At 70.6% G+C, this 25,437-nt stretch carries 27 protein-coding genes and 3 pseudogenes; 13 read left to right on the forward strand and 17 right to left on the reverse strand.

What is annotated here, in order from left to right; all coding sequences use genetic code 11:
• Positions 1 to 349: 349 nt before the first annotated feature.
• The 7 genes and pseudogenes from QUE51_RS05765 to QUE51_RS05795 all read right to left on the reverse strand — a co-directional run.
• Entirely contained in the window at positions 350 to 901 is a 552-nt protein-coding gene (locus QUE51_RS05765) for a cysteine hydrolase family protein (RefSeq protein ID WP_286278650.1), read from the reverse strand.
• A gap of 60 nt (positions 902 to 961) precedes the next feature.
• Positions 962 to 1,864 carry an ABC transporter permease gene (locus QUE51_RS05770; RefSeq protein WP_286278651.1) on the reverse strand — a complete coding sequence of 301 codons (903 nt, stop codon included), beginning with the start codon at positions 1,862 to 1,864 and terminating at the stop codon, positions 962 to 964.
• Positions 1,865 to 1,982: 118 nt separating this feature from the next.
• Positions 1,983 to 2,810: pseudogene (locus QUE51_RS05775) on the reverse strand (ABC transporter permease); the annotation flags it as partial.
• Positions 2,811 to 2,981: 171 nt separating this feature from the next.
• Positions 2,982 to 4,550 (reverse strand): ABC transporter ATP-binding protein, encoded by a 1,569-nt coding sequence (locus tag QUE51_RS05780; RefSeq protein WP_286278652.1) that lies wholly within the window; start codon positions 4,548 to 4,550, stop codon positions 2,982 to 2,984.
• A 36-nt stretch (positions 4,551 to 4,586) separates the two neighbouring features.
• The gene (locus QUE51_RS05785; RefSeq protein WP_286279270.1) at positions 4,587 to 5,669 is read right to left on the reverse strand and encodes a BMP family lipoprotein; all 1,083 of its coding nucleotides are present in this window, start codon (positions 5,667 to 5,669) and stop codon (positions 4,587 to 4,589) included.
• Entirely contained in the window at positions 5,587 to 6,081 is a 495-nt protein-coding gene (locus QUE51_RS17830) for a UTRA domain-containing protein (protein WP_350226758.1), read from the reverse strand. The genes QUE51_RS05785 and QUE51_RS17830 overlap by 83 nt, the downstream gene beginning before the upstream one ends.
• Positions 6,082 to 6,275: 194 nt before the next feature.
• A pseudogene (locus tag QUE51_RS05795) lies at positions 6,276 to 6,464 on the reverse strand (GntR family transcriptional regulator); the annotation flags it as partial.
• Positions 6,465 to 6,617: 153 nt separating this feature from the next.
• Between QUE51_RS05795 and QUE51_RS05800 the strand changes: the two are divergent.
• Together QUE51_RS05800 and QUE51_RS05805 are read left to right on the forward strand one after the other, a co-directional pair.
• Positions 6,618 to 7,475 carry a DNA-methyltransferase gene (locus QUE51_RS05800; protein ID WP_286278653.1) on the forward strand — a complete coding sequence of 286 codons (858 nt, stop codon included), beginning with the start codon at positions 6,618 to 6,620 and terminating at the stop codon, positions 7,473 to 7,475.
• 124 nt (positions 7,476 to 7,599) lie between these two features.
• A complete protein-coding gene (locus QUE51_RS05805) occupies positions 7,600 to 8,400 on the forward strand; it encodes an HAD-IIA family hydrolase (RefSeq protein WP_286278654.1) in 801 nt (266 codons plus the stop codon).
• A 7-nt stretch (positions 8,401 to 8,407) separates the two neighbouring features.
• Here the strand turns inward: QUE51_RS05805 and QUE51_RS05810 are convergent, their stop codons facing one another.
• Genes QUE51_RS05810 through QUE51_RS05820 form a run of 3 tightly spaced genes read right to left on the reverse strand, consistent with a single transcriptional unit; the run spans position 8,408 to position 10,371 of the window.
• Entirely contained in the window at positions 8,408 to 9,103 is a 696-nt protein-coding gene (locus QUE51_RS05810; RefSeq protein ID WP_286278655.1) for a septum formation family protein, read from the reverse strand.
• Positions 9,100 to 9,654, reverse strand: coding sequence for an orotate phosphoribosyltransferase (pyrE, locus tag QUE51_RS05815; RefSeq protein WP_286278656.1), 555 nt, complete (start codon positions 9,652 to 9,654; stop codon positions 9,100 to 9,102). Before pyrE ends, QUE51_RS05810 begins: the two co-directional genes overlap by 4 nt.
• Positions 9,655 to 9,663: 9 nt before the next feature.
• Positions 9,664 to 10,371, reverse strand: a complete 708-nt coding sequence (locus tag QUE51_RS05820; protein ID WP_286278657.1) for a 3-keto-5-aminohexanoate cleavage protein — start codon at positions 10,369 to 10,371, stop codon at positions 9,664 to 9,666.
• Positions 10,372 to 10,437: 66 nt separating this feature from the next.
• Here QUE51_RS05820 and QUE51_RS05825 point away from each other — a divergent pair, with 66 nt between their 5' ends.
• Positions 10,438 to 11,277: an exodeoxyribonuclease III gene (locus QUE51_RS05825; protein WP_286278658.1), complete on the forward strand. Its 840-nt coding sequence runs from the start codon at positions 10,438 to 10,440 to the stop codon at positions 11,275 to 11,277.
• Between the two features lie 8 nt (positions 11,278 to 11,285).
• Here QUE51_RS05825 and QUE51_RS05830 read toward each other — a convergent pair whose 3' ends face one another.
• Positions 11,286 to 12,206 carry an AEC family transporter gene (locus QUE51_RS05830; RefSeq protein WP_286278659.1) on the reverse strand — a complete coding sequence of 307 codons (921 nt, stop codon included), beginning with the start codon at positions 12,204 to 12,206 and terminating at the stop codon, positions 11,286 to 11,288.
• Between the two features lie 10 nt (positions 12,207 to 12,216).
• Positions 12,217 to 12,831: a TetR/AcrR family transcriptional regulator gene (locus QUE51_RS05835; protein ID WP_286278661.1), complete on the reverse strand. Its 615-nt coding sequence runs from the start codon at positions 12,829 to 12,831 to the stop codon at positions 12,217 to 12,219.
• Positions 12,832 to 12,890: 59 nt separating this feature from the next.
• Between QUE51_RS05835 and QUE51_RS05840 the strand changes: the two genes are divergently transcribed.
• The 4 genes from QUE51_RS05840 (at position 12,891) to QUE51_RS05855 (ending at position 14,770) form a co-directional block, all read left to right on the forward strand.
• A complete protein-coding gene (locus QUE51_RS05840) occupies positions 12,891 to 13,205 on the forward strand; it encodes an MFS transporter (RefSeq protein ID WP_286278662.1) in 315 nt (104 codons plus the stop codon).
• A gap of 100 nt (positions 13,206 to 13,305) precedes the next feature.
• Positions 13,306 to 13,941, forward strand: coding sequence for an MFS transporter (locus QUE51_RS05845; RefSeq protein ID WP_286279274.1), 636 nt, complete (start codon positions 13,306 to 13,308; stop codon positions 13,939 to 13,941).
• Positions 13,941 to 14,321 (forward strand): MFS transporter, encoded by a 381-nt coding sequence (locus tag QUE51_RS05850; RefSeq protein WP_286278663.1) that lies wholly within the window; start codon positions 13,941 to 13,943, stop codon positions 14,319 to 14,321. The genes QUE51_RS05845 and QUE51_RS05850 overlap by 1 nt, the downstream gene beginning before the upstream one ends.
• Before the next feature lie 56 nt (positions 14,322 to 14,377).
• Positions 14,378 to 14,770: a hypothetical protein gene (locus tag QUE51_RS05855; protein ID WP_286278664.1), complete on the forward strand. Its 393-nt coding sequence runs from the start codon at positions 14,378 to 14,380 to the stop codon at positions 14,768 to 14,770.
• 20 nt (positions 14,771 to 14,790) lie between these two features.
• Here the strand turns inward: QUE51_RS05855 and QUE51_RS05860 are convergent, their stop codons facing one another.
• Positions 14,791 to 15,267: a LysM peptidoglycan-binding domain-containing protein gene (locus QUE51_RS05860; RefSeq protein ID WP_286278665.1), complete on the reverse strand. Its 477-nt coding sequence runs from the start codon at positions 15,265 to 15,267 to the stop codon at positions 14,791 to 14,793.
• Between the two features lie 165 nt (positions 15,268 to 15,432).
• Here QUE51_RS05860 and QUE51_RS05865 point away from each other — a divergent pair, with 165 nt between their 5' ends.
• Positions 15,433 to 16,803: a DUF6421 family protein gene (locus QUE51_RS05865; protein WP_286278666.1), complete on the forward strand. Its 1,371-nt coding sequence runs from the start codon at positions 15,433 to 15,435 to the stop codon at positions 16,801 to 16,803.
• Here the strand turns inward: QUE51_RS05865 and QUE51_RS05870 are convergent.
• Both QUE51_RS05870 and QUE51_RS05875 read right to left on the reverse strand, forming a co-directional pair.
• Positions 16,734 to 17,438, reverse strand: a complete 705-nt coding sequence (locus QUE51_RS05870; protein WP_286278667.1) for a DUF1190 domain-containing protein — start codon at positions 17,436 to 17,438, stop codon at positions 16,734 to 16,736. The genes QUE51_RS05865 and QUE51_RS05870 overlap by 70 nt on opposite strands.
• Entirely contained in the window at positions 17,435 to 18,634 is a 1,200-nt protein-coding gene (locus QUE51_RS05875; protein WP_286278668.1) for a glutathionylspermidine synthase family protein, read from the reverse strand. Before QUE51_RS05875 ends, QUE51_RS05870 begins: the two co-directional genes overlap by 4 nt.
• Before the next feature lie 72 nt (positions 18,635 to 18,706).
• On the opposite strand from QUE51_RS05875, the gene QUE51_RS05880 reads away from it, so the two are divergent.
• The 4 genes from QUE51_RS05880 (at position 18,707) to QUE51_RS05895 (ending at position 21,548) form a co-directional block, all read left to right on the forward strand.
• Complete coding sequence (locus tag QUE51_RS05880; RefSeq protein WP_286278669.1) at positions 18,707 to 19,753, forward strand: threonine aldolase family protein; 1,047 nt, start codon at positions 18,707 to 18,709, stop codon at positions 19,751 to 19,753.
• 329 nt (positions 19,754 to 20,082) lie between these two features.
• Complete coding sequence (locus QUE51_RS05885; protein ID WP_286278670.1) at positions 20,083 to 20,424, forward strand: CHRD domain-containing protein; 342 nt, start codon at positions 20,083 to 20,085, stop codon at positions 20,422 to 20,424.
• Positions 20,421 to 20,864 carry a hypothetical protein gene (locus QUE51_RS05890; RefSeq protein WP_286278671.1) on the forward strand — a complete coding sequence of 148 codons (444 nt, stop codon included), beginning with the start codon at positions 20,421 to 20,423 and terminating at the stop codon, positions 20,862 to 20,864. Before QUE51_RS05885 ends, QUE51_RS05890 begins: the two co-directional genes overlap by 4 nt.
• Positions 20,865 to 21,113: 249 nt before the next feature.
• Complete coding sequence (locus QUE51_RS05895; RefSeq protein WP_286278672.1) at positions 21,114 to 21,548, forward strand: class F sortase; 435 nt, start codon at positions 21,114 to 21,116, stop codon at positions 21,546 to 21,548.
• 75 nt (positions 21,549 to 21,623) lie between these two features.
• On the opposite strand, the gene QUE51_RS05900 is transcribed toward QUE51_RS05895, so the two are convergent.
• Entirely contained in the window at positions 21,624 to 22,676 is a 1,053-nt protein-coding gene (locus QUE51_RS05900; RefSeq protein WP_286278673.1) for a zinc-dependent alcohol dehydrogenase family protein, read from the reverse strand.
• 96 nt (positions 22,677 to 22,772) lie between these two features.
• Between QUE51_RS05900 and QUE51_RS05905 the strand changes: the two genes are divergently transcribed.
• Positions 22,773 to 23,165, forward strand: a complete 393-nt coding sequence (locus QUE51_RS05905) for a DUF6855 family protein (protein ID WP_286278674.1) — start codon at positions 22,773 to 22,775, stop codon at positions 23,163 to 23,165.
• Positions 23,166 to 23,238: 73 nt separating this feature from the next.
• Here the strand turns inward: QUE51_RS05905 and QUE51_RS05910 are convergent.
• Positions 23,239 to 25,403, reverse strand: a pseudogene (locus QUE51_RS05910) (ATP-dependent Clp protease ATP-binding subunit).
• Between the last annotated feature and the right edge of the window lie 34 nt (positions 25,404 to 25,437).

Here is a 25,437-nt window from a genome sequence, read left to right on the forward strand (position 1 = left end):
GAACAGGCAGATGGTGCCCCCGTGCCGACCTCGATGAGGGTCGCACTCGGCGACCGGCTGCCGGAGACCGCGACGCCGCGTGTCCCGCCTCCCGATGCCGCGACCGCGTCACGCCATCGGCGCCCCTGCGGGTCCGGTCCCACCCAGCTCACGGCCTCCGCCGACGCACCTGTCCCCGCCGCGGCTGCCACGATGTGGGCGATCCCTCCGATGCCCGGGTCCGGCGAGACAATCGGTCGTTCGAGAATGCTGGTGGCGTCGACTCCGCGGAACGCGGTGACCAAGGTGCTGAAGTCGAGGCTCGCGTAGCCCACGACGGCAAGGCGCGGTGGGGATCCGGACTGCGTGGTCACAGCGTCGCCTTCGCTTCCTCGAACGTCGGCACCCTGCCGATGTAGCGCTCGATGTCCTCCAGGCTCGCCTCCGCGAGATGCGGGCGATTGGAGTTGGTGGTCTCCCGCGGCACCCATACTTCGAAACCACCCGCGAAGGCGTCCTGGGCGCTCGCGCGGATACAGACATTCGTCTTGACGCCCACGAGCACGACCCGCCGGATCCCCTGTTCGCGAAGCAGAAGGTCGAGGTCGGTGGCGTAGAACGCCGAGAAGCGCCGCTTGGGCACCTCCACCTCCCGCCCGGACGGGATAGGGCCGAAGCCCGGCACATACTGGGCGTCACTGGCGCCGATCTCGTGGTGACGCGGGAGCTTGCCGAACTCGAAGTCCTGCAGCCCGGGGTAGTGGCGCTCGACGGCGTGGATCACAAGGGTGCCGCGCACGCGCGCCAGCTCGAGGAGTTCGCGGATCGGCTCCAGGACGTCGAGCGCGGCCGGGTAGTAGTTGGCCTCCCGCTCGTCGAAGAAGGAGGCGATGACGTCGACCAGCACGAGGGCCGTCGGCACGCCGACGGTCGTGGGTGGCGTATCCGGCGTCGATTCGTCTGTGGTTTCAGGGGCCATTGCTCAGCTCACGGTGCGGGCGCCGCGGTAGTGCTGGCGGATCCCCGTGAGGGCCAGCACCACCACGACGGCGATGTAGGGGAGGGTCGAGATGATGTCGGCAGAGAAGCCGCCGACGGTCTGCAGGCGGATCTGGAGCGCGTCGAAGAATCCGAACAGGACGCAGGCGAGGGCCGTGGGGAGGGGCTTGGACCGGCCGAAGTAGAAGGCCGCGAGCGCCACGTACCCGCGCCCGGCCGTCATGTTCTCGTTGAAGAGCCCGACGGTCCCGAGGCTGAGCGCCACTCCGCCAAGGGCGGCCAGCGCGCCGGCGATCACGCCGGCGCCGTCCCGGATCGCGAGCGTGCGCAGCCCGAGTGAGGCGCTCGCGGGCTCCGACGCGCCGGTCGCGCGCAGTCGCACGCCCCAGCGAGTCGATCTCAACAGCCACGCCAGAAGCGGGACGAGCACCACGCAGAGCCAGAACAGCGGATCCTTCCCCGAGAGAAGGGCGCCCAGGACGGGGATGTCCGCGATGCCGGGGATCACCAGCTTCGGCATGCGCTGCAGTCCTGGGACCTGGAGCGTGCCGGAGACCCCGAATGCTGCCCGGAGCACGTAGCCGATGACGCCGAACATCACGATGTTGAACCCGAGGCCGACGATGATCTCGTTGCCCTTGAGTCGAGTGATGATGACGCTCATCAGGGCGCCGGAGATCGCTCCGGCGACGAGCCCTCCGAGCGCCCCGAGCGCCCAGCTCGCGGTGAGGCCGCTCACCACGGCCCCGATCAGCGCGCCGAGGATCATGTGGGCCTCGAGACCGATGTTCACGACGCCCGCTCGGCGGTGCACTGCACCACCGAGGGCGGCGAGGACCAGGGGGACCGAGAGGGTGATCGCCGAGGCGAGGAGGAGGTCGATCACGGTCGCTTCCTTCGGCCGCTGCCCGCCTGCGCCGGAGCCGCGGAAGCGCGAAAACAGCCACCGCGAAGATCATCACGGTGCCCTGGAGGACGTCGATGATCTGGACCGGCAGGTTGATGAAAAGCTGCACGGTGGCGCCCGCGGCATTGAGCGCCCCGAACAGGATCGACCCGACCAGGATGCCGATCGGATTGAAGCGCGCGAGCAGTGCGATCGCGATGCCGGTGAAGCCGAAGTTCGCGGAGAACCCCTCGGAGTAGCGATGCACCAGGCCGAGGGCGTGTGCGCCTCCGCCGATTCCGCCGATCACACCCGCTCCGAGCAGGGCGGTCATGAGCACCGTGCGGACCCGCAGGCCCTGAGCGGCGGCGAAGCGCGGCGCGCTGCCGACGGCGCGGAACTCGAAGCCGAGTGTTGAGTAGCGCATCCACACCGCGTAGCCCACGAGGAGGACGAGGGCGAGGATCAGGCCCCACCCCGTCTGCCCTGGCGGCGCGAGCGGAGGCAGCTCCGCGTTCTCCGACACGTAGTCCGTGCTCGAGTTCGCCTGCCCCGAGGCCAGGAAGAAGCTCTGCACGCTCCACCCCGCGAGCCCGGCGATGATGAAGTTGAACATCAGCGTCGTCACGACTTCGTCCACGGACCAGAGCGATCGAAGGATGGCTGGAACCAGGGCGACGAGGCCTCCGGCGACGGTCGCACCGAGGAGCGGCAGAAGGACCGCGACGACCGGGGAAGCCGCCCATCTGCGATCCGAGAACGGACGCGGTGAGGCCGCCGAGGATGAAGCTTCCTTCGACGCCCACCGTGAAGACGCCGGCCCGATACGCGAACGCCGCCGCGATGGAGGTGAACAGGATGGGAGTGGTCGCGGCCAGGGTCGCGTTGACGCGACTCGGCGTGCCGAAGGCCTCGGAGACGAGACGGCCGTAGACCTCGAGGGGATCGTTTCCCGTCAGCAGGAGAACGATCGCCCCGACGACGAGGGCGATCACGATCGGCAGTCCGGCGTGCCGGGCGGCGCGCGCCACCGCCGTCGCGGTGCGGCGTGCGGGCGACGCGCCCGACTCCGGCTGCGGCGGGGCTACGGGCGTCTCGTGGGTCGTGGATGCGCTTGTCATGCGGCGTGCGCCTGCCCCTCATCGCCCAGCATGAGCGCGCCGATCTCGGACCGGCTGCTGTCCGGGCCGAGAACGCCCGCCACCCGGCCGCGGTGCAGAACGAGGATCCGGTCGGACAGCTCGCGCAACTCGTCCAGCTCCTCGCTGAAGAGCACGACGGCCGCGCCCGCGTCCCGCGCCTGTCGAAGGAGCTCGTGGATGTACCCGATCCCTCGCACATCGACGCCGCGGGTCGGCTGACTGGCGACGAGGACACGGGGCTCGCCGATCGTCTCCCGGCCGAGCACCACCCGCTGCTGGTTCCCACCGGAGAGGGACGATGCGGGGTCGGACGCGGACCCGAAGCGCACCGCAGCCCGCCCGAGCACCGCCTTGACGTGCTCCGCGACCTTCCGGGGCCGGAGCCAGCCCGCCCCCGCGAGTGACGTCATGGCCGGCGTCGCGATCGAGTTGTCCGCCAGGGAGAGCCGTAGCGCAAGGCCCTCCTGCTTGCGGTCAGCGCTCACATAGCCGAGGCCCGCGCGGCGCCGGGCACGCACGTCCTTCCGCGCGATCGAGACGCCATCGAGCGCAAGGTCGCCCGACGAGACGGCGCGGATGCCGATGAGCACCTCCGCGAGCTCCTCCTGTCCGTTGCCCGCGACGGCCGCGATGCCCAGGATCTCGCCCGATCGCGCTTCGAAGCCGACGTCCTCGAGTCGGGCGATGCCGCGGTCGTCTTTCGCTCCGAGTCCCCGCGCGGTCAGCACCACTCCGCCCGGCACCCCGCGCGCCGTGGTGGACTCGACCAGTTCGGAGTCGTCGCCGACGATGAGTGCGGCCAGTCCTCGGCGGTCGGTCTCGCCGCGGACCATCTCCGCAACGGTTCGCCCGGCACGGAGGACCGTGATCCGGTCTGCGACCCCGAGCACCTCATCGAGCTTGTGGCTGATGAAGATGATGGTGCGCCCCGCATCTCGCAGGGAGGACAGCAGCCGGAGGAGCTCGTCAGCCTGGGCTGGAGCGAGGACCGCGGTCGGTTCGTCGAGGATGAGGACATCCGCGCCCCGGTAGACGAGACGAAGGATCTCGACCTGCTGCTGGATGGCGATCGAGGCACGAGCCGCATCGGCGGTCCATTCGATCTCCACGCCCACCGATGCGCTCAGTTCCCGCGCTCGGACGAGCGCTGCCTTCCAGTCGATCCGGCCGAGCACGCCCGGTTCCTGGCCCAGCACGAGGTTCTCGAGCAGGGTGAGGTCCGGGATGATCGCGAGCTCCTGCTGAACCAGACCTATCCGGCGCTCGATGGCAGCGCGCGGGCTGCCCAGGGCGACCAGCTCGTCGTCGACGACGACAGAGCCGGCGTCCGGCTGGTCGAGGCCGTAGAGCATCCGCATGAGCGTGCTCTTGCCGGCGCCGTTCTCGCCGACGACCGCGTGCACCGTGCCGGCTCGGACCGTCAGGGTGACGTCGACGTTGGCCTGCACCGGCCCGAAGGAGCGGCTGATCCCGCGGGCCCCGATCCGGCAGCCGACGGGCGCCGGATCGGGGGACGGGATGCGATCCGCGCTGGGTGTACTCATGCGTCGCGATTCGATCCTGGGAGAGGCGGGACTGGACTACTTGCCGGAGTAGAAGTCGGGGTACCCCTGGGTGACGACGTTCCAGACCTTCACATCGCCGTCGATGATCTTCTTCTTCAGGTCGTCGACCTTGCCGATCGTCTCGGCACCGATCGCGTCCTTGGTGTTCTTGAAGTCGGAGAGGCCGACGCCGTCCTCCTTCAGCCCGAGGTTGAGGGTGGTCCCACCGGGGAACTTGCCGTCGGCGTAGTCCTTCAGGAGGGTCTCCATCGCCACGTCCGTCTTCTTCAGCATGGTCGTCAGGACGAAGCCAGGCGCGACGTCATCCTGATCGGCGTCCACCCCGATCGCGTAGTGGTTGCTGTCCTTCGCGGCCTGGATGACCCCGGCGCCGGTTCCGCCCGCGACGGCGTAGACGATGTCCGCGCCCTGGTCGAACATGGACTGTGCGAGCTGCTGCCCCTTGGTGGGATCCGCGAAATCGTTCGAGTAGGCCGAGAGCACCTTCACATCGGGGTCGACGTCCCGGGCGCCCTGGATGTAGCCCACGAGGAACTTGTCGATGCCGGCGCTCTGGGCTCCGCCGATCACCCCGATGACCTTGTCCGGATTGATCTTGGGATCGCTGGTGTTGACCGTCTGCATCGCGGCGAGGGCACCCGCGAGATAGGAGCCCTCCTGCTCCTGGAACAGCACCGAGGCGACGTTGTCGCCCTTCGCCTCCGCGTTGACGAGGACCCAGTCCGTGTCCGGGTAGTCCGCGGCGACCTTCGGCAGGATCTCGGCGTGCGAGTACTCGAGGTCCAGAACGAGGCCGAGACCTTCGTCACCGGCCCGGCGCAGGATCTGCTCACCCTGCCCGACCACGTCGTCCGACTCGATGGGCGTGCCCTCGAGGCCGTTGTCCGACAGCCCCTTCTTGAACCCGGAGTAGGCGAGGTCGTTGTAGGACTCGTCCCCCAGCCCGCCCTGAGCGACGACCAGTGCCGTCTTCCCCAGGGTGCCTGCGCTGCTCGAGCCGTTCGACTCGGAGCCGCTAGGCGTCCCTCCCGAGCAGGCGGTCAGCAGCAGCAGCGAGGCCGCCGCCGGAACGAAGACCAGCGCGTGGTGTCTCTTCATTGTTTCCTCCGAGTGATGTGGGTGCGAATGTGATGTGGTACAGGTACTGCGTCCCGAGGTACCGGGCCCGGACGACCTCGATGAGGCGTCCCGCTGCGTCGCGCGATGCACGGACGACCTCGATGAGAGCGGTGCCCTCGTCGATGCCCAGGAGGCCGGCGTCCCGCTCGTCCGCGTTGATGGCCCGGAGGGATTCCTCCCCGAGGTGAGGTAGACGCCCCCGCGGCGGAGCGACTCGTAGAGGGAGTACCCGGAATCCGCTGCGACGGGCTCGGTGAGACCGATCGCGTCCGCAATGTCCTCGGGGATCAGCGTGCGGTGGATTCCCACCTTGTCGTCGCCGACGGTCCTCAGCCGCTCGATCCGCACAAGAGGCTGCCGGTCGAACCCGATCTCGGAGTCGAAGGCGGATGTGGGCCGGGCCGCATCCTGGCTCTCGAGGACTTCGAAGGAGAGGAGCGTGCTTCCCGGGGTGAGGCCGAGACCGTGGACGTGCTCGGAGAAGCTCGTGAGCTCCGGCAGCTGGCGCTCCATAGGCCGGGCGTTGACGAAGGTGCCCTTCCCCTGCCGTCGTGTGACGACTCCCCGATCGACGAGCGTGTCGAACGCCTTGATGACCGTCGCCCGGCTCAGACGGTTCTCGCTCGCGAGCACCGTCTCGCTGGGCAGGACGTCGCCCGGTCTGAGCTTCTCCTGGGCGATGAAGGACTCGATGGCGCGAGCGAGCTGCACGTACAACGGCTGGCCGCCGCGCTCGTGGTCGAGGTCAACTCGCATCAGGTCACAGATCCTCATCGTTCGGATGACCGCTTGTCCGGTCAAGTAGACGATACGAGGGCCCTGCCGCGCAAGAGGCGCGTTTCACGCGATGGTTACGAGCGGAAACCAGATGTTTACACGAGACGGCGGAAGCAGGATCTCTGCCCGGCGAGCGTCTAGGGTCGGGACGTGCCCGACCCGCTGTGGAGCCCGACCGGGCCGGACCTCGTCGTGCACGGCGACAACCTCGAGGTGACGTCCCGGCTTCCGGACGGCGCCTTCCGCCTCGTCTATCTGGACCCGCCTTTCAACACGGGGCGGCTGCAGACCCGCACGACGCTCCGCACGGTCCGCTCGGACACCGGCGACCGCGTCGGGTTCAAGGGCGCCACCTACGAGACGCTCAAGGGTCTCGCGTACTCCTACGACGACCGGTTCGCCGACTACTGGGAGTTCCTCGCCCCACGCTTGGAGGAGGCCTGGCGACTGCTCGATGCGCGCGGCACCCTCTACCTGCACCTGGACTACCGCGAGGTGCACTACGCCAAGGTCCTGCTCGACGGCCTGTTCGGGCGGGAGTGCTTCCTCAACGAGATCGTCTGGGCCTACGACTACGGCGCCAGGGCCACCCGCCGCTGGCCGGCGAAGCACGACACGATCCTCGTCTACGTGAAGGACCCGGACCGGTATCACTTCGACAGCACGGCCGTCGACCGCGAGCCGTACATGGCGCCCGGGCTGGTGACGCCCGAGAAGGCGGCGCTCGGCAAGCTGCCGACGGACGTGTGGTGGCACACCATCGTCTCGCCCACGGGAGCCGAGAAGACGGGCTACGCGACCCAGAAGCCGCTCGGAATCCTCCGCCGCATCGTCTCCGCCTCGTCCGAGCAGGGCGACTGGGTCCTCGACTTCTTCGCGGGCAGCGGCACCACAGGGGCGGCGGCGCAGGAGCTCGGCCGCCGCTTCGTGCTCGTCGACCGGAGCGAGCAGGCGATCGGCGTCATGCGCGCCCGGTTCGGCGACTCGGCGACCTTCGCCGAGGTCTGACGCGGGTCCGGCGGACAGGACACGACCGCGTGCGGCGGTGCGGATGTCCCCAGCACCCGCGTCCGCGCGCCACCTGCCGTTTGCCCACCTTCGCTAGGGTCGAGGCACGACCCGGAAGGACGCCATGGCCACCCGCCGCGACGAGATCGACTGCTGGCTCACCGACATGGACGGCGTGCTCGTGCACGAGAACCAGGCGATCCCGGGCGCAGCCGAGCTGATCCAGCAGTGGACGGATCAGGGCAAGCCGTTCCTCGTGCTCACCAACAACTCGAGCTTCACCCCGCGCGACCTCAGCGCGCGGCTCCGCGCCTCCGGGCTCGTCGTGCCGGAGGAGTCGATCTGGACCTCGGCGCTTGCCACCGCCGACTTCTGCGCGTCTCAGATGCCGGGCGGGAGCGCGTTCGTCATCGGTGAGGCCGGCATGACGACCGCCCTGCACGAGGCGGGCTTCATCATGACCGAGACCGCTCCCGACTACGTGGTCGTCGGCGAGACGCGGAACTACTCGTTCGAGGCGATCACGAAGGCCATCCGGCTGATCAACAACGGAGCCCGCTTCATCGTGACGAACCCGGACGCGACCGGCCCGAGCACGGAGGGACCGCTCCCGGCCACCGGGGCGATCGCGGCCCTCATCACCAAGGCCACGGGCCGGGATCCGTACATCGTCGGCAAGCCGAACCCGATGATGTTCCGCTCCGCCATGAACCGCATCGGCGCCCACTCGGAGAACACCGCGATGATCGGCGACCGCATGGACACCGACATCGTCGCGGGCATCGAAGCGGGCCTGCACACGATCCTGGTGCTGTCCGGCATCAGCGACGTGGCCGAGGTGAACCGGTACCCCTTCCGCCCGGACGAGGTGATCGGCTCGGTCGCGGAGCTCCTGAACCGGGAGCCGGTGGAGACCGAGCTTTGAGCCGCGCTCACCCCGCGGCCGCGATGCTCCCAGTCAGAGGCTGACCCGAGCTGCGGGACACGAAGCAGAAATAGGCGCGGTCCCCCGACCTCCACTGCTCCTCCCCCGCCGGATAGGACGCCTGGAACTGCACGTCGGCATAGGCGCCCGCGGCGCCGAGGTCGAGGACCTCGGGAGCGGTGCAGCGGAGGTTCAGCTGCGCGGTGAGCGCCTGCTCTCCCGGGTAGGCCGCTGCGGCGTCGCCGTCGAAGGTGCCGCGGGCCACGAGCTGGGCGGTGTGCGGTGCCGCGCAGTCGACGACCGTGAACTGGCGCTCCCACGGGGACGTATACGGCTCGAGGCATTCACCGCCGCCGAGGCGGTCCCAGTCGTACACGCCCGGGGCGACCGGCCCTATAGGAGGCGCCTCCGCGGCCGCGGTCGGGGTGGGTGAGGGCGGCGCGGCAGGGGTCGGGGTGATGCTGGCGCTCGGGGTCTGCACCGCGGACCGCAGCGGCGACGGGGATGGCATCAGGCGGGTGCCGAGGAAGAACGCGAGCAGGAGGCCCGCGGCGGCGATCACGGTCACCGAGGCGATCAGGATGAGCCGGGTCCGGCGGGAGCCCGCGGACTCGGCGCCGTCCGCGGGAGCCTCCGCCGCCGTGGCGGACGCCACCGGGACGGCCTCCGTGGGCCGGTCGTCGGCGGGCCCCGGGTCGGTCACTGCTCGGCGAGCCCCAGGTCCGCGAGGCCGATCGCGGCTCGGTATGGATAGCCGGCGGCCTCGATCGTCTCCTTGGCGCCCGTCGCCCGGTCGACGACCACGGCGACGGCGGCGATCTCTGCGCCCACCTTGAGAAGTGCCTCGATCGCGGCGAGCGGGGACCCGCCCGTCGTCGAGGTGTCCTCGACGACCACGACTCTCTTGCCCGCGAGGTCGGGGCCCTCCACCTGACGGCCGCGGCCATGGTCCTTCGGCTGCTTCCGGACGACGAATGCGTCGTACGCGGCACCGTGGGACGCCCCCTGGTGCAGGATCGCGGACGCGATCGGGTCGGCGCCCATGGTCATGCCGCCGACCGCGGCGACGTCCGGGATGTCGGCGATCAGCTCGAGCATGACCTGTCCGATGAGGGGCGCTACGCGATGGTCGAGGCTCACGCGCCGCAGATCGACGTAGTAGCTCGCCTTCTTGCCGCTCGTCAGCGTGAAGTCTCCATGGAAGACCGCATCGGACTTGATGTACTCGATCAGCTGGTCGCGCGCCCCGGTCACGTCACCAGCCTAGGGCGAACCCGCGCCGAGCTCCCGGGCCGCGGCCACGAGCTCGGCGTTCCCCGCCGCCACCCTCCCGTCGGGCAGGAGGAGGGTGTCCTCCAGGCCGATCCGCGTATCCACGCCCCGCCGCACCGCATCCTCGAGCAGCGGCCACGCGGCCTCGTTCCCGCCGTGCTGTAGGCGCGGGCGCAGGCACGACGCGGCGTCGAGGACGGCATGGATCGCCGCCGCGGCATCCAGCGCCTCCGGGGGCTCGTCCACCAGGGGCTCGATGAGCACCCGGAGGATGCCGCGCCACCCGCCATCGGCCAGCAGCTCGGCGTCACCGGGGCTCGACAGGCCGGCCTCGACCGCGATGCCACGGTCGGCGAAGGATCCGGTCAGGTCGAGCGCGCCGGGCTCCGACAGGTTGACCGAGGTCTGCCGTACCGCGGCCCGCCATTGCTCGAGCATTCGGTCCCGGTCGCTCGTCTGGATGCGGAAGGCGGTCGTGACGCCGACGGGGCCGAACGGCACCACCGCGGCGACGGCGGCGAGGACCGCATCGTGCTCGAGGGTCTGGAGCCCGGCTGCGTCCCGTGGATGCACGTGAAACATTCGGGCTCCGGCAGCGGCACACGCGCGGGCGTCGTCCCGAAGCTCCGCGGCGGTGAGCGGCACCGCGGGGTGCTCCTCGCGCGAGCGGGAGCCGTTGAGCGCAGCCTGGAGGAGCACCGGTCGAGCGTACCCGGCGCCCCCACACGGACCGGAGGGGTCAGCGGTGCTCGCTATCGTGGTGCCATGCGGGTCGCCACGTGGAACGTCAACTCGATCCGGGCTCGCGTCGACCGCGTCGTGGACTGGCTGAAGCGCGAGGACATCGACGTCCTCGCGATGCAGGAGGTCAAGTGCCGGGCCGACCAGTTCCCGGTGATGCCGTTCTCCGAGGCCGGCTACGAGATCGAGTCCAACGGCTTCAGCCAGTGGAACGGCGTCGCCTTCGCGAGCCGGCTGCCGATGAAGGACGTCACCAACGGCTTCGAGGGCATGCCGGGGTTCGGCGTCGCCGCGGACGAGGCCGGGTCGCTGCCGAGCGAGGCACGGGCGATGGCGGTCACCGTGGACGGGGTGCGGCTCTGGAGCCTGTACGTGCCCAACGGGCGCGAGCTCGGCCACCCGCACTACGACTACAAGCTCGACTGGCTCGCGAAGCTCGCGGCGGTGACACAGCGGGAGCTGAAGGAGCGTCCGGAGACGCCGCTCGCCCTGATGGGCGACTGGAACATCGCGCCGTTCGACCGCGACGTCTGGGACATCCACCTCTTCGCCGGCTCGACCCACGTGTCCGAGCCGGAGCGGGACGCGTTCCGGGAGTTCGAGCGGATCGGCATGAGCGATGTGGTCCGGGACCGAGTGCCCGAGGGCTTCACCTACTGGGACTACAAGCAGCTGCGGTTCCCGCGGAACGAGGGCATGCGGATCGACTTCATCCTCGGCTCGCCCGCGTTCGCCGAGCTGGTGACCGGGGCATCGATCCACCGCAATGAGCGCAAGGGCACCGCGCCCAGCGACCACGTCCCCGTCCTCGTCGATCTGGCCACGCCCGGCGAGCTCGACGAGGACCGGCCCATGATCTTCTGACGCGCGGGTCAGCGCCGCAGCAGCAGGGACACCAGCAGCAGAACGGGGATCGACCCCACCGTGGTGAGCAGCACGGTGTCGCGGGCGACCACCACGCCGCGGTCGTATCGCTGCGCGTAGTTGAAGACGTTCTGCGCACTCGGCAGGGCGGCGAGGACGACGACGGCGTAGAGGTGGGCGCCCTCGAGCCCGAGCAGAGCGCCGACCAGCGCCGCGACGGCTGGCATGACGACGAGCTTGAGGCCTGTGGCGAGCGCGATGTCCCGGCGTCCCGTGCCCGGCTGGAAGGGCCGCTGCCCATGCAGTGACATCCCGAAGCCGAGCAGGACCACGGGCACGGCCGCCGCCCCGATGAGCTCGAAGGGCTGCAGCACCGGGTCCGGCAGCTGGATCCCGGTGACGGCCACGACCAGCCCGAGGAGCGACCCGATGATGAGCGGGTTGCGCACGGGCTGCTGCAGGATGCGCCCGAGGGATACATGCCCGCTCGTGGATATGTCGAGGAGAGTCAGCGCGATGGGGGCGAGGACCACCAGCTGGAGCAGGATGACAGGGGCCGAATAGGCCGGGTCGCCCAGCACGTAGACGGCGACCGGCAGCCCGATGTTGTTGGCGTTCACGTAGCCGGAGGCGAGCGACCCCACCACGACCTCGGGCAGGGACCGCCGCCACACGAGGAGCGCCACGCCCGCGAAGAGCAGCGCGGTGACGAACGCCGCCACGGCGGAGGTCAGCAGGAGGGACGAGAATAGCGCGTGCACGTCGGCACGGGCCAGCACGGTGAACAGCAGGCACGGCGACAGGACGAAGAACGCCAGTCGGCTGAGCACGCGTCCTGCGCCCGGGCCGAGGAGGTCGGCCCGGCCGACGGCATAGCCGGCGGCGACGATCGCGCCGATGATCCCGAAGCCGATGAGGACGCCGCTCACCGGCGGCGTCTCACCAGGGCTCGCTTCCGCGCGGTGCCAGCTGCTGGATGATCTCGGCCTTCTCCGGCATGCACAGCTCATCGAAGAGCTCGGTCACCCGCGGATCGGTGTCGTAGTCGTCGATGAGCCGCAGCCCCACGATGGTGTTGATCAGCATCCCGTTCGCGAGGAAGCTCTGGGCCTCCGCAAGGTCGACACCCACTTCGTCCCGGAGGTAGCCCCACACCTCGCTGAAGCAGCGGCGGGCGGCGGGGCCGATGGCGGGGTCGCCGCCGAGCAGGAAGGCGGTGCTCAGCGTCTGCAGTAGCCCGCGCTCGGACAGCAGGCCGACGTAGGCGCCGCCCATGCGGGCGAGCCGCCCCTCCTCGGGACCCTCGGCCGCACTCCGGAAGGCGGCGAGCAGGAGCTGGACGGCCCGGTCCAGCACGGCGAGGAAGAGCTTTTCCTTGGTGCCGAAGAGCCGGACAACGTACGGCTGGCTCACGCCGGCCGCGCGGGCGACGTCGTCGGTCGTGGCGCCCACGTAGGAGCGGGCACCGAACACCGCGGTCGCCGCCTGCAGGATCGACTCTCGCCGATCGGCAGAGCTCATGCGCGCCGTCGCCTCCAAGGTCATGGTTGACATGTTATCAGCGGATTACTACAGTCCGAGTAATCATCCGATTACAACCGCTGGAGTCACTCGTGTCCGCTCTTCCTCCCACACGCCGACGGCCGCTGTGGCTCGTCCTGGTCGCGGCGTCGCTGCCCATGTTCATGGCCACCCTCGACAACCTCGTGATGACCAATGCACTGCCCGTGCTGCACGAGCGCCTGGGTGCGACCGTCGAGCAGCTGCAGTGGTTCGTCAACGCCTACACGCTCGCCTTCGCTGCCACGATCCTCCTCGCGGTCGGCCTGGGCGACCGCTTCGGCCGCCGCACTGTCTTCCTTCTCGGCATCGCCGTGTTCAGCGCGAGCTCCTTCTCGCCGCACTGTCCACGGATCCCGGTCAGCTGATCGTCGCACGCGCGCTCCAGGGCTTCGGCGGGGCCGCGATCCTCCCCTCAGCCTCGCGCTGCTCGCAGGGGAGGTTCCCCCGGCACAGCGTCCTCTCGCGATCGGAATCTGGGGCGGCATCTCCGGGCTCGGCGTGGCGACCGGCCCGCTCGTCGGCGGCGCCATCGTGGAGGGCTGGAACTGGCAGTCCATCTTCTGGATCAACGTGCCGATCGGAGTCGTGTCCGTCGTGCTCGCCGCCCTCGTGCTGGCCCCCTCGGTGCGGCGCCGCGTCCGGCTCGACCTCCTGGGCACCCTGCTCGCCGGAGCCGGGACGCTCGCGGTGGTGTTCGGCATCGTGCGCGGCAACGACGCCGGCTGGACGAGCGCACAGGTCCTCGGCGCCCTGATCGGCGGCGCCGTCCTGCTCGCCGCGTTCCTCGCCTGGGAACGGCGGGTCGCGGCTCCGCTGCTGCCGCTGCGCCTCTTCCGCGACCGGAGCTTCTCCATCGCCAACGTCGTGGGCTTCGGATTCAGCTTCGGCATGTTCGGAGCGATCTTCCTGCTGATCCAGTTCCTGCAGGTGGTGCAGGGCGCGTCACCGTTCCAGGCAGCGCTGCAGACGACGCCATGGACCCTGGCCCCCATGGTGATCGCGCCTCTCGCGGGGCTGTTCGGCACGCGGATCGGCTCCCGCACGCTCATCACGGCCGGGCTGACCGCCGAGGCGGTCTCCTCTTCTGGCTTGCCGCCGTGATGTCGGCGGACGTTCCCTACGCGGCGCTCGTGCCGCCGTTCATCCTGGCCGGCATCGGCATGGGCCTGGTGTTCGCGCCGTCCGCCACGGCGGTGCTCGCCCGGATCCGGCCGGAGGACCACGCCACCGCATCCGGCGCGAACTCGACCATCCGGGAGATCGGCGTCGCGCTCGGGGTGGCGGTCCTCACGGCGGTCTTCACCGGAGCGGGCGGCACGCTGACTCCCGGCGGCTACGTGGGAGCGGCCGTGCCTGCCGTGACGGTCGGTGCGGTCGTGCTCCTCGTGTCGGCGGGGCTCGCGCTTCTCCTGCCGAGCCGCGCCGCGGCTGCCGCGCCGGTTGCAGCGCCCGCCGAGACCGCCCTGCCGGTGCTCGTCTAGAGAATCGGCAGCGGGGCGCCGGGCCGCACGGCTCGGCGCCCCGCTACTCTCATCGCATGACGAGCCCCTCCGGCGCCCTGCCCGCGCTGGGACCATCGCGCGCCAAGCGCCCCCTCCGCACCTGGGACCTGGTGCTCTCGATCGTCCTGCTCGCCCTCGACATCGCGCTGGCCCTGCTGCTGATGCTGTTCTCGGCCTTCTCCGTCATGGCGAGCGACCCCTGCGGCAGCTCGGTGGAGTGCAACTACGACCAGATGGGCGTGGGCCTCGGCATCGCCTTCATCGCGCCGATCGTGATCACGGTGCTGGGCATCGCGACGACCATCGTCCTCCTCGTCCTGCGGCGGCTCGCCTTCTGGGTGCCGCTCGTGACCATGGTGCTGGCGGTCGCCGGCTTCGCGATCGGCATCGCCCTCCTGATCGGCGGGGTTCCCGGCGCCACCTTCTGACGCCACGGGCCGGAGCGCGTTCAGCCCGTCTTCGTCCAGTCCAGATTGATCACGTCGCCGATGTAGATGTCCTCCCCGACATCCCCGATCTGCGGGTTCATCCTCAGCAGCTGCTGCACCGGGACGTCGAATCGCTGGGCGATGTCGAAGAACGAGTCTCCGGAGACCACGGTGTAGCTCAGGAGGTTCCCGTCCGCGTCGGCCACCGGGGTCCCCTGGGCACCCGGGATCGCGCCGAGGTCGTTCGCCGGACCGGGCGGCAGCGGCTCGGCCGGCTGCGCGGGAGCGTTGGGGGTCAGGGTCGGCACGGGCGCGACGACAGGCGGGGGCGTGGGGGTCGAGGTCGGTGTCGCAGTCGGCTTCGGCGCCGGTGCGGGCGGTGGGGTCACCGTGACCACGACCACCTTCGGCGGCGGCGACGAGCAGGCGGCGAGGGCCAGGACTGCGCTCAGGGCCAGCACGGCTCCCCCGGTCCACCGCTTCGTCGCACCCCGCACGTCGCCATCATGCCGCACCAGGCATATCGGGCGCACGCCCCCGAGATCCGCCTCGCCAAGCAAGAAACCTGCGCGATCCGCACGAGAAGCGCCCCCTAACGCAACTCGTCGCCCCGCCCGCGCTCCGTAGTGTCGAAGGATCGTCACGACCCGAGAGGAACGCCCATGGACGCAACACTCGAGCCGGAGGCTCTCACCGATGCGACGCTCCCCGCCGGCTGGCTCCGCCTGAAGGACGCCGTCCGCCGACTCCGCGAGCTGCAGGACCGCGACGGATCGCTTCGCGCGGATGCGGATCGGTCCGACGCGAGCGCGCTCGTCGGGGAGGTCCTCGACGGCGTGGAGGCGCTCGCGCCCCTCTTCGCCCACGACGACGCCTACCTCTCGGCGGTCGTCGCCGACCTCGCCTCCTGGCGGGACACCGGCTTCCCCGTGCCGGACTTCAGGCACTCCCTCGCGCAGTTCGGGCCCGAGCTGCAGCGCCGGGATGGGCTCCGGCACCTGGTCGTGTTCCCCATGTACACCCAGAACGGGAGCGCCGAACGGCTCTTCGAGGCGGTCCTGCTCGAGGTCCTGTGGCCGGAGTTCATCGCCGCCCAGGAGGCGGACGCGTACTCCAACCCGATGTTCGTGCCCATCCGCTTCCTCGACTTCACCGCCGGGTACGACACCAACTCCGCGGTGCTGTTCCCCGAGACGGTGGCGACCGGGACCGGCGGAGCCCTTCCCCGCTTCACCTGGGGCGCCATCTTCGCGGACCGGGAGGCGGCCCGGTTCCGCCGCGTGGTCCGGAGCGCCGCGGAGATCACCCGGCTCGAGCTGCCGGAGGACGCGCAGCGGCTGCTCGGCGACCAGCGAGTGGCGGAGGAGACCTTCGTGCTCTGGGACCTCATCCACGACCGCACCCACATGCGGGGCGACCTGCCGTTCGACCCGTTCATGATCAAGCAGCGCATGCCGTACTTCCTCTACTCGCTCGAGGAGCTGCGCTGCGACCTCACCGCGTTCCGGGAGGCGGTGCGGCTGGTGCGCGCCGAGGACACCGACGACCTCACGCGCGATCGCGCCCGGCTCGCGCAGTACGCGATCCTGTTCGACCGGCTGTTCCGCTTCCCGCTCACCGGCAGCCGAGTGCGCAACTACGACGGGCTCGGCGGCCAGCTCCTGTTCGCCTGGCTGCACCAGCGGCACGTCCTGCACTGGACCGACACGCGCCTGGCGTTCGACTGGACGGAGGTGCCGGACGCGGTGGTGGCGCTGTCCGACGCCATCGACGACCTCTACTGGCGCTCGATCGACCGGCCGAAGACGGCGCACTGGCTCGCCGCCTATGAGCTGGTCTCGTCGACGCTCGCACCGCACCCCGCCTCCGCCTGGCACCGCGGACTGTCGGACGAGATCCTCTCCGGACCGCCCAAGGGGATGACCGACGCGGTGCTCGACGACGAGTTCCCGCTCTCGATGTTCTACGAGGCGCTCGGCAGGAAGCTCGGCGACGTGATCGCGTCGACCTCCGGCATCACCGGCCGCGACTGACCGGTACGTTCCGGCCGGACGTGTACGTTGCGCCGCACACTTCGGGCCGGAACGTACTCATCCTGGGCGTCAGCCGCCCGCGCTCTCCCCGAAGCCGCTCTTGCCGCTCGAGCCGAACCCGCCCTTGAGCGGGGCGCGCTCCCCACCTTCGACCCCGCGGGCGCGGGCGAGACGACGTCCTTCTGCACGTAGCCGCCGGGTGCGGCGAAGCCGCCGTTCGCGACGGGCGACCAGCCGGCGACGCGCGACGAGTTCCAGCGGGCGCCTGCGAAGAGGATCGGCCCGATCCACGGGTGCACGTAGGCGCCGTGATAGCGCTCGGTCGACTCGCACAGGTCCTCGGGCTCGTCGACGATGTCCTCGCCCTGCGCCTCCAGCTGGCGGATCTGCTCGGTCACGTCGGCGATGCAGTCCTCCCGGCTGCGGTACTCGGGGCGCTCCGCGCCGTCCGGCACGACGTACTTCTCGCCGTCGGCGCCGGTGAGCACGACACCCTCGTCGGGCGCGGTGCATCCAGACAGGGCGAGCGTCGCGCCCGCGAGGGAGAGCACCGTGAGCGACGTTCGGGCCGCGCCACGCCGATGACGTGCGGCCAGCCCGGACAGCGCGAGATCCCTCGTCCGGCGTGCGGTCATGCGCGACCCTCCTCGATGAAATGCGGCACGAACTCGGCGAGGTCGCCCGTCACCGGTCCGCTCGTCTCGCGGATGTCGATCCCCGCGGGCGAGTCGCCCACGATCCAGCTGCCGATCACCGCCGTCTTGCCCGGGATGGGGGCGAAGACGGCGCGCTCCTGGAAGACGAAGCCCTCCTCGCCGTACCCGCCGCCCGAGGAGACGACAACGCGGCCGCGCTCATCGAAGACCGTGACGTTCGCGCCCTCGCGGCCGAGCCGCGGCTTCCGCACGTGCGCGCGGCCGGCGAGGGGGTCCGGGCTCGCGTAGGCGGGCAGGAGGTTCCGGTGCCGTGGGAAGAGCTCCCACAGGACCACGAGCAGCTGCTTGTTGCTGAGCAGGAGCTTCCAGGCCGGCTCCACCCACTGGGTCGTGGCCCGGCTGAGCGGGAGGAAGGCCGCGAACTGCTCGCGCGCCATCCATTCCCACGGATAGAGCTTGAAGATGCGATCGATCCGCTCGCCGTCGCCGTCCAGGAATCGCCGGAGCTCGACGCTCCACTGCACGTCCTCCATAAAGATCAGCTTGGGATCGAACCCGGCCGCCGCCGCGGTCTCGGCCATGTAGGCGACGGTGTCCGCGTCCTCCACGATGAGCTCTCCGTCGCCGGAGTCGTGCAGAGAGGCCAGGTGCAGCCGGCTGCCCGGGGCGACGCCCCACCGGGCGGTGCGCACGTGGGTCCACTGCTGGATGAGCTGCTCGTGCAGGCTGTTGAACTGGTCGGCGTCCGGACCGTGCGCCTCGGTCAGCCACTGCCACTGGGCCGCGGCGCTCTCCACCAGGGAGGTGGGCGTGTCGGCGTTGAACTCGAGCAGCTTCACCTGCAGGTCGCCGTCGAAGGCGAGGTCGAAGCGGCCGTAGACGGTGGGGTCGTCCTCGTCCCACGACTGCCGGACCAGCTCGTGCAGAGCAGTCGGGATGCCGAACTCGGCATAGCGGCGCCGGCGCACGACGTGCTCGACCGCCTCCATGCAGAGGTCGAAGAGCGCCTTGGTGGCGGACTCGAGGATCTCGATCTCGCCGAGCGTGAAGGCGTACGCCGCCGACTCGTTCCAGTAGGGGCGACCGCCCTCGGACGGCAGGTCGTAGAAGCTGAAGCCGATCTCGTCACAGCGGCTCCGCCAGTTCTCGCGCGGCTCGCTGTCGACCCTGCGCATCTCTTCACCGTAAGGCATGCGCGGGAAGGGGGCGTGGTCCGGACCACCGCCGCGGAGGCGGGAGAATCGGGGGTGAGACTGCATGATCCGGCCATCCGCACCTTCGCCAGCGACAACTACGCGGGCGTGCACCCCGAGGTGCTGCTCGCCCTCGCCGACGCCAACGGCGGGCACCAGATCTCCTACGGCGAGGACGCGTACACCGCACGGCTGAACGAGGTCGTCCGGGAGACCTTCGGCGAGCGCAGCGAGACGTTCCCGGTGTTCAACGGCACCGGCGCGAACGTGGTGGGGCTCACCGCGATGATGCCCCGCTGGGGCGCCGTCATCAGCACGGCCACCGCGCACATCCACACCGACGAGGCGGGTGCCCCCGAGCGGGTCAGCGGCCTGAAGCTGCTGCCGATCGCGACACCGAACGGCAAGCTGACGCCCGAGCTCATCGCCACCGAGGCCTGGGGCTGGGGCGACGAGCACCGCGCGCAGCCGCTCGTGGTCAGCATCACCCAGTCCACCGAGCTCGGGACCGTGTACACCGTCGAGGAGGTGCGGGCGATCGCCGACTACGCGCACGGGCACGGGATGGCGCTGCACATGGACGGCGCCCGCATCTGGAACGCCGCAGCCTCCCTCGGCGTGCCCCTCCGCGCCTTCACCTCGGACGCCGGCGTCGACGTGCTCAGCTTCGGCGGCACCAAGAACGGGCTGCTGGGAGCCGAGGCGGTCATCGTGCTCGACCCGGATCGCGCCGACGGCATCCTCTACCTGCGCAAGCTCAGCATGCAGCTCGCGAGCAAGCTCCGGTTCATCAGCGCACAGCTGCTCACCCTGTTCGAGGACGACCTGGGGCTGCGTTCGGCAGCGCACGCGAATGCGATGGCGCAGCGACTCCGGTCGTCGCTCGAGGGCACGCCGCGGCTGTCGTTCTCGCAGGCGACGGATGCCAACGGGGTCTTCGCCGTGCTCGACAACGCGGTGACGGACCGCATCCGCGAGCGCTTCCGGTTCTACGACTGGGACCGCGCCGCCGGCCAGGTGCGCTGGATGTGCTCCTTCGACACCACCGAGGACGACATCGACGGCTTCGTCGCCGCGATCAAGGAGGAGCTCGCCCGCTAGCGCGCACCGCCCGTTGTCGCGCTTCCCGCGGGGCCTGTTGTCGCGCTACCCGCGGGGCCCGTTGTCGCGCTCCCGGCGGAGCCGCGTTGTGGCGCTCTCCGCGCCCCCGCCGAGGGGCGCCCCGAAACTGCCAGCTGGTGCACAGGAATCCGGTCCAGCACCAGAACGGGCGCGCGACCAGGGGATCCTTCCGCCCCGGCGGGTAGACCCGAGCGGCAGCGACCTCGTGATGTCGGGTGCCGAGCGGCGCCAACCCGCCGATTCCGGGGTCCGCTCCGGAGAGCCTCCTGCGTGACCGAGTTCGGCGCGCACTCTGAGGAGGACAAGACATGATGAAGAAATCTGCGCTTCTGCTGGTGCCGGCGCTGGCACTCGGCTTCAGCGCCTTCGCCGCAGCCCCCGCCATTGCGGCGACCGACGGCTCCTACCAGACCGAGCTCGGCGCGCTGAACGGCAGCGGCGGGAGCGGCATGGCGATGGTGACGGTCGCCGGCGACCAGGTCACCGTGCACATGGAGGTCAGCGGTCTCGCCGAGACCTTCAGCGGCAACCCGTACCCGCACGTGGCGCACATCCACGTCGGTGAGGCGGGCACCTGCCCGACGCCCGACGCCGACAAGGACGGCGACGGCGTTATCAGCACCACGGAGGGGCACCCTCCTACGGCATGATCGCGTCGACGCTCACGACGAGCGGCGACACCAGCCCGGCGACGGCGCTCGACCTGACGGTTCCGGCCGGCATGGGTGGCAACTTCACCTACGACCGCACATTCACCCTGAACGCGGACACCGCGGCCGGACTCGACGCGGGCAACGCCTCGATCGTCGTGCACGGTCTCGACCCGGCGACGCTGAGCACAGCCGCGCAGAACGCGAAGAGCGACCTCGACCCCACCCTGCCCCTCGCCGCGACGTCGCCGGCTCTCTGCGGAACCCTTGAGGCGTCGCAGATGAACATGCCGAACGGCTCCGCCGCCACCGGTGGCGGCAGCACCTCGACCGGTCCTGACGCGGGCATGCTCGCGCTCGGTGGCGGTCTGATCCTCGCGGCGGGCGGCGTGCTTATCGCTCGCCGTCGCGTGGTCGCCTCCCGGACGGAATCGCGCTGATCGCGTGAACCCGCTCCCCCGCCGCCGCTCCGGTCGCCTCGCGATCGGGGCGGCGGCACTCCTGCTTCTCGCCGGCGGCACCACGATCGCTGTCGGAGTCACGAGCAACCAGCCGCCGCCCCGGCCGCCCGCCTCGGCGGCCGCGCCGGCTCCGACCGCGAGCCCGTCGCCCAGCATCAGTCCGGCGCCGGAGCCGGAACCCACCCCTCGGCCGCTCCCGTCACGCTGGCCCGCTCGCTGCCGACCCGGGTGAGCATCCCGAGCATCGGGGTCGACTCCGCCCTCATGGAACTCGGTCTCAACCGCGACGGCACGATCGAGGTGCCGCCGTTCGACAAGGACGCGCCGGCGGGCTGGTACCGCGGCTCCCCCACGCCGGGTGAGCTGGGACCCGCGGTGATCCTCGGCCACGTCGACACCTACCAGGCGGGCCCCGTCGTGTTCTACCGGCTGGGCGATGTCCGGCCCGGCGACGCGGTGTCGGTCACGCGCGAGGACGGCTCAGTGGCCGCATTCCAGGTCGACCACGTCGACAGCTTCCCCAAGGCGACCTTCCCCACCCTCGAGGTGTACGGCAACACCCCGGATGCCGAGCTGCGCCTCATCACCTGCGGAGGCGACTGGGACCCGGACGCCCACGACTATGCGGCCAACATCGTGGTGTTCGCCCACCTGGTGACCTGACGCTCTCCTTCGCGCGAGATGCCGATCTCCGCCCCTGCTCCGGACGAGGGGGACGGGATCGGCAGCTCGAGGTCGTCAGGGACGCAGCAGCACCTTGATCGCGCGGCGCTCGTCCATCGCGGCGTACGCCTCCGCCGCCTCGGAGAGCGGCAGCTCCAGGTCGAAGACCCGGCCCGGGTGGATGCGTCCGCTCAGGACGTCGGGCAGCAGCTCCTCGACGTAGTTGCGGACCGGCGCGACGCCGCCGTTGACGCCCACGTTCGTGCCGAACATCGTGCGGATCTGCAACTCGGCCCCGCCGTTCGGGACACCGACGAAGCCGACCATGCCGCCCGGCCGCGCCGAGCGCAGGGCCTGCTCCATCGACTCCTTCGTGCCGACGCACTCCAGGACGCAGTCCGGGCCGATGCCGTCGAACAGCTCCTTGACGCGGGCGATGCCCTCCTTGCCGCGCTCCTCGACGATGTCTGTCGCGCCGAACTCGCGGGCGACCGCCTGGCGCGACACGTGGCGGGACATGGCGACGATGCGCGAGGCACCCAGCCGCTTCGCCGCGAGGACCGCGCAGAGCCCGACGGCGCCGTCACCGACGACGACGACCGTCGACCCCTCGCGCACGCCGGCGCTGACGGCGGCATGGTGCCCGGTGCCCATCACGTCGGACAGGGTGAGGATGTCGGGGATCAGCTCGGCGGCGGGCTGACCGCCCGGCACGACCGCGAGAGTGCCGTCGGCGTGCGGCACGCGGACGAGCTCGCCCTGGCCGCCGTCCGCGAAGCCGCCCATCCGGTCATCCGCACCCCACCAGCCGCCGTTCAAACACGAGGTGCTGACGCCGTTGCGGCAGTTGGCGCAGGTCATGTCGCAGTCGTAGAAGGGCGCGATCACGAAGTCGCCGACGGCGACGTTCCGCACGTCGGCGCCGATGGCCTCCACCACGCCGATGAACTCGTGCCCGATCCGGTGCGGCTCGTCGGTCGGCGTCACGCCGCGGTAGGGCCAGAGGTCGGAGCCGCAGACGCAGCTCGCGGTCACGCGGACGATGGCGTCTCCGCCGGTCGACAGGCGGGGATCGGGGACCTCTTCGACTCGGATGTCGCGTTCACCGTGGATGAGAGTGGCAAGCATCCCTCGACCCTACGCCGGGCCCGATGCCCTTCCCTGCGCCTCCTGCCAGGACTACCGTCGGCCCTGCTTGTCGACCGCATCCGCAGGAGGACGACCATGGCCGAGGGAACGAAGTCCGATCCCTGGCAGCTGACCACCCCGCCCGGCACCTCCTCGTACACGATGTACCGCGAGGGGGACGAGCTGGTCTGCCAGGTGGGATCCACGAAGCTGACCTACCAGGCGCGGGCGATCGACGACCTGGCCGCGTGGCTGCGCGAGCAGGGCGACTGGGTGCCCCTCGGCGCCGCCGACGAGCAGAAGCCGGCGGCGGACGGGACCGTCGAGGCGTGGGGCCGCTCCGAGACGAATCCGGTCGGCGGCTGGTACGGCCTCCGGAAGGGCTACCGCGGCCGCTTCGGCATGTACCTGCCCCCGCTGCTCGAGGCGCTGGGCCTGGCCGAGCTCACCCACGACCCGCGCAACAACCGCGTGCGCGCGAAGGGCTGACGCAACCGCGGGTGAAACGCTCTTTCCGCGGGCCTAACGACACCCGCGGAAAGGCGGTATCACCCGCGGTTGGTCACACCTGCGCGAACTCGAACCTCGACACGTCGAGGGAGTCGCCGTCGGACGCGACGTCGACGCGCACCGTGTCCCCGTCCCGGACCTCGCCTGCGAGGAGCGCCCGCGCGAGGCGGTCGTCGATCTCCTGCTGCATGAGCCGGCGCAGCGGCCGCGCCCCGTAGATCGGGTCGTAGCCCCGCGCCGCCAGCCAGGAGCGGGCGTTCGGCGTGACCGCGAGCTGCAGCCGGCGGTCGCCGAGCCGGCGCTCGAGCCGGTCGATGTAGAGCGACACGATCTGGCCCAGGTCCTCGTTCGACAGCGTCGAGAACACCACGATGTCGTCGAGACGGTTCACGAACTCGGGCTTGAACGCCTGGCGGACGAGGGCCTGCACCGTCTCCTCCTTCTGCTCCGGCGTGTACTCCGGGTCGACCAGGTACTGGCTGCCGAGGTTCGAGGTGAGGATGAGGATCGTGTTGCGGAAGTCGACCGTGCGGCCCTGGCCGTCCGTGAGCCGGCCGTCGTCGAGCACCTGGAGCAGGATGTCGAAGACCTCGGGGTGCGCCTTCTCGACCTCGTCGAAGAGGATCACCGAGTAGGGCCGGCGGCGCACCGCCTCGGTAAGCTGACCGCCCTGCTCGTAGCCGACGTAGCCGGGAGGGGCGCCGACGAGGCGGGACACGGCGAACTTCTCGCCGTACTCGCTCATGTCGATGCGGACCATGGCTTTCTCGTCGTCGAAGAGGAACTCGGCGAGCGCCCGCGCGAGCTCGGTCTTGCCCACCCCGGTGGGGCCGAGGAACAGGAAGGATCCGGTCGGCCGGTCGGGATCGGAGATGCCGGCGCGCGTGCGGCGCACCGCGTCCGCCACGGAGTGCACGGCCTTCTTCTGCCCGATGAGGCGCTTGCCGAGCTCGGTCTCGAGGTGCAGCAGCTTCTCGGTCTCGCCCTGCAGCAGCCGCCCCATCGGGATGCCCGTCCAGGCGGCGACGACGGCCGCGATGTCCTCGTCGGTCACCTGGTCGTTGACCATGCGCGGCTCCGCGTCGTTCTGCTCCGCCTTCTCGGCCTCGAGCAGCTCGCGCTCGATGACGGGGATCTCCCCGTAGAGCAGGCGCGACGCCTCCTCCAGGTTGCCCTCGCGCTGGGCCCGCTCGGCGCGGATCCGCAGGCTGTCGACCTTCTCCTTGAGGTTTCCGACCCGGTTGAGGTCGGCGCGCTCGCGCTCCCAGCGCGTCTCGAGACCCGCGAGGACCTCCTGGCGCTCGGCGAGGTCCGTCCGGAGCTTCTCCAGGCGGGCCTTGGAGGCGTCGTCCTTCTCCCGCTTGAGCGCGAGCTCCTCCAGCTTGAGCCGGTCCACCGCCCGGCGGAGCTCGTCGATCTCGACGGGGGCCGAGTCGATCTCCATGCGCAGCCGGGAGGCGGCCTCGTCGATGAGGTCGATCGCCTTGTCCGGCAGCTGGCGAGCGGTGATGTAGCGGTGGGACAGCGACGCGGCGGCCACGAGCGCCGAGTCGGCGATCGCGACTTTGTGGTGCGCCTCGTAGCGCTCCTTGAGTCCGCGCAGGATGGCCACGGTGTCCTCGACGCTCGGCTCCCCGACGTACACCTGCTGGAAGCGCCGCTCGAGCGCGGCATCCTTCTCGATGTATTCGCGGTACTCGTTGAGCGTCGTCGCGCCGATCATGCGCAGCTCGCCGCGGGCCAGCATCGGCTTCAGCATGTTGGCGGCCGCCACCGAGCCCTCTCCCCGCCTGCGCCCATGAGCGTGTGCAGCTCGTCGATGAACGTGATGATCTGGCCGTCGGAGTCGTTGATCTCCTTGAGCACGGCCTTGAGCCGCTCCTCGAACTCGCCGCGGTACTTGGCCCCTGCCACGAGGGCGGCCAGGTCGAGCGAGACGAGCTGCTTGCCCTTGAGGGAGTCGGCGACATCGCCGGCCACGATGCGCTGGGCGAGCCCCTCCACGACGGCCGTCTTGCCGACGCCGGGCTCGCCGATCAGGACCGGGTTGTTCTTCGTGCGCCGGGTGAGCACCTGACTGACCCGGCGGATCTCCGCGTCGCGGCCGATGACCGGGTCGAGCTTCCCGCTCCGAGCGACCTCCGTGAGGTTGATGCCGTACTGCTGGAGGGCGGTCTTCTGCTCCTCCTGCTGGCGTGCGCCCTGGAAGTTCGCCATCGCGTCTACTCCTTATGAGTTGAGTCTTGCTGGC

This window comes from Naasia aerilata (assembly GCF_030296595.1).
Lineage (GTDB): Bacteria > Actinomycetota > Actinomycetes > Actinomycetales > Microbacteriaceae > Naasia > Naasia aerilata.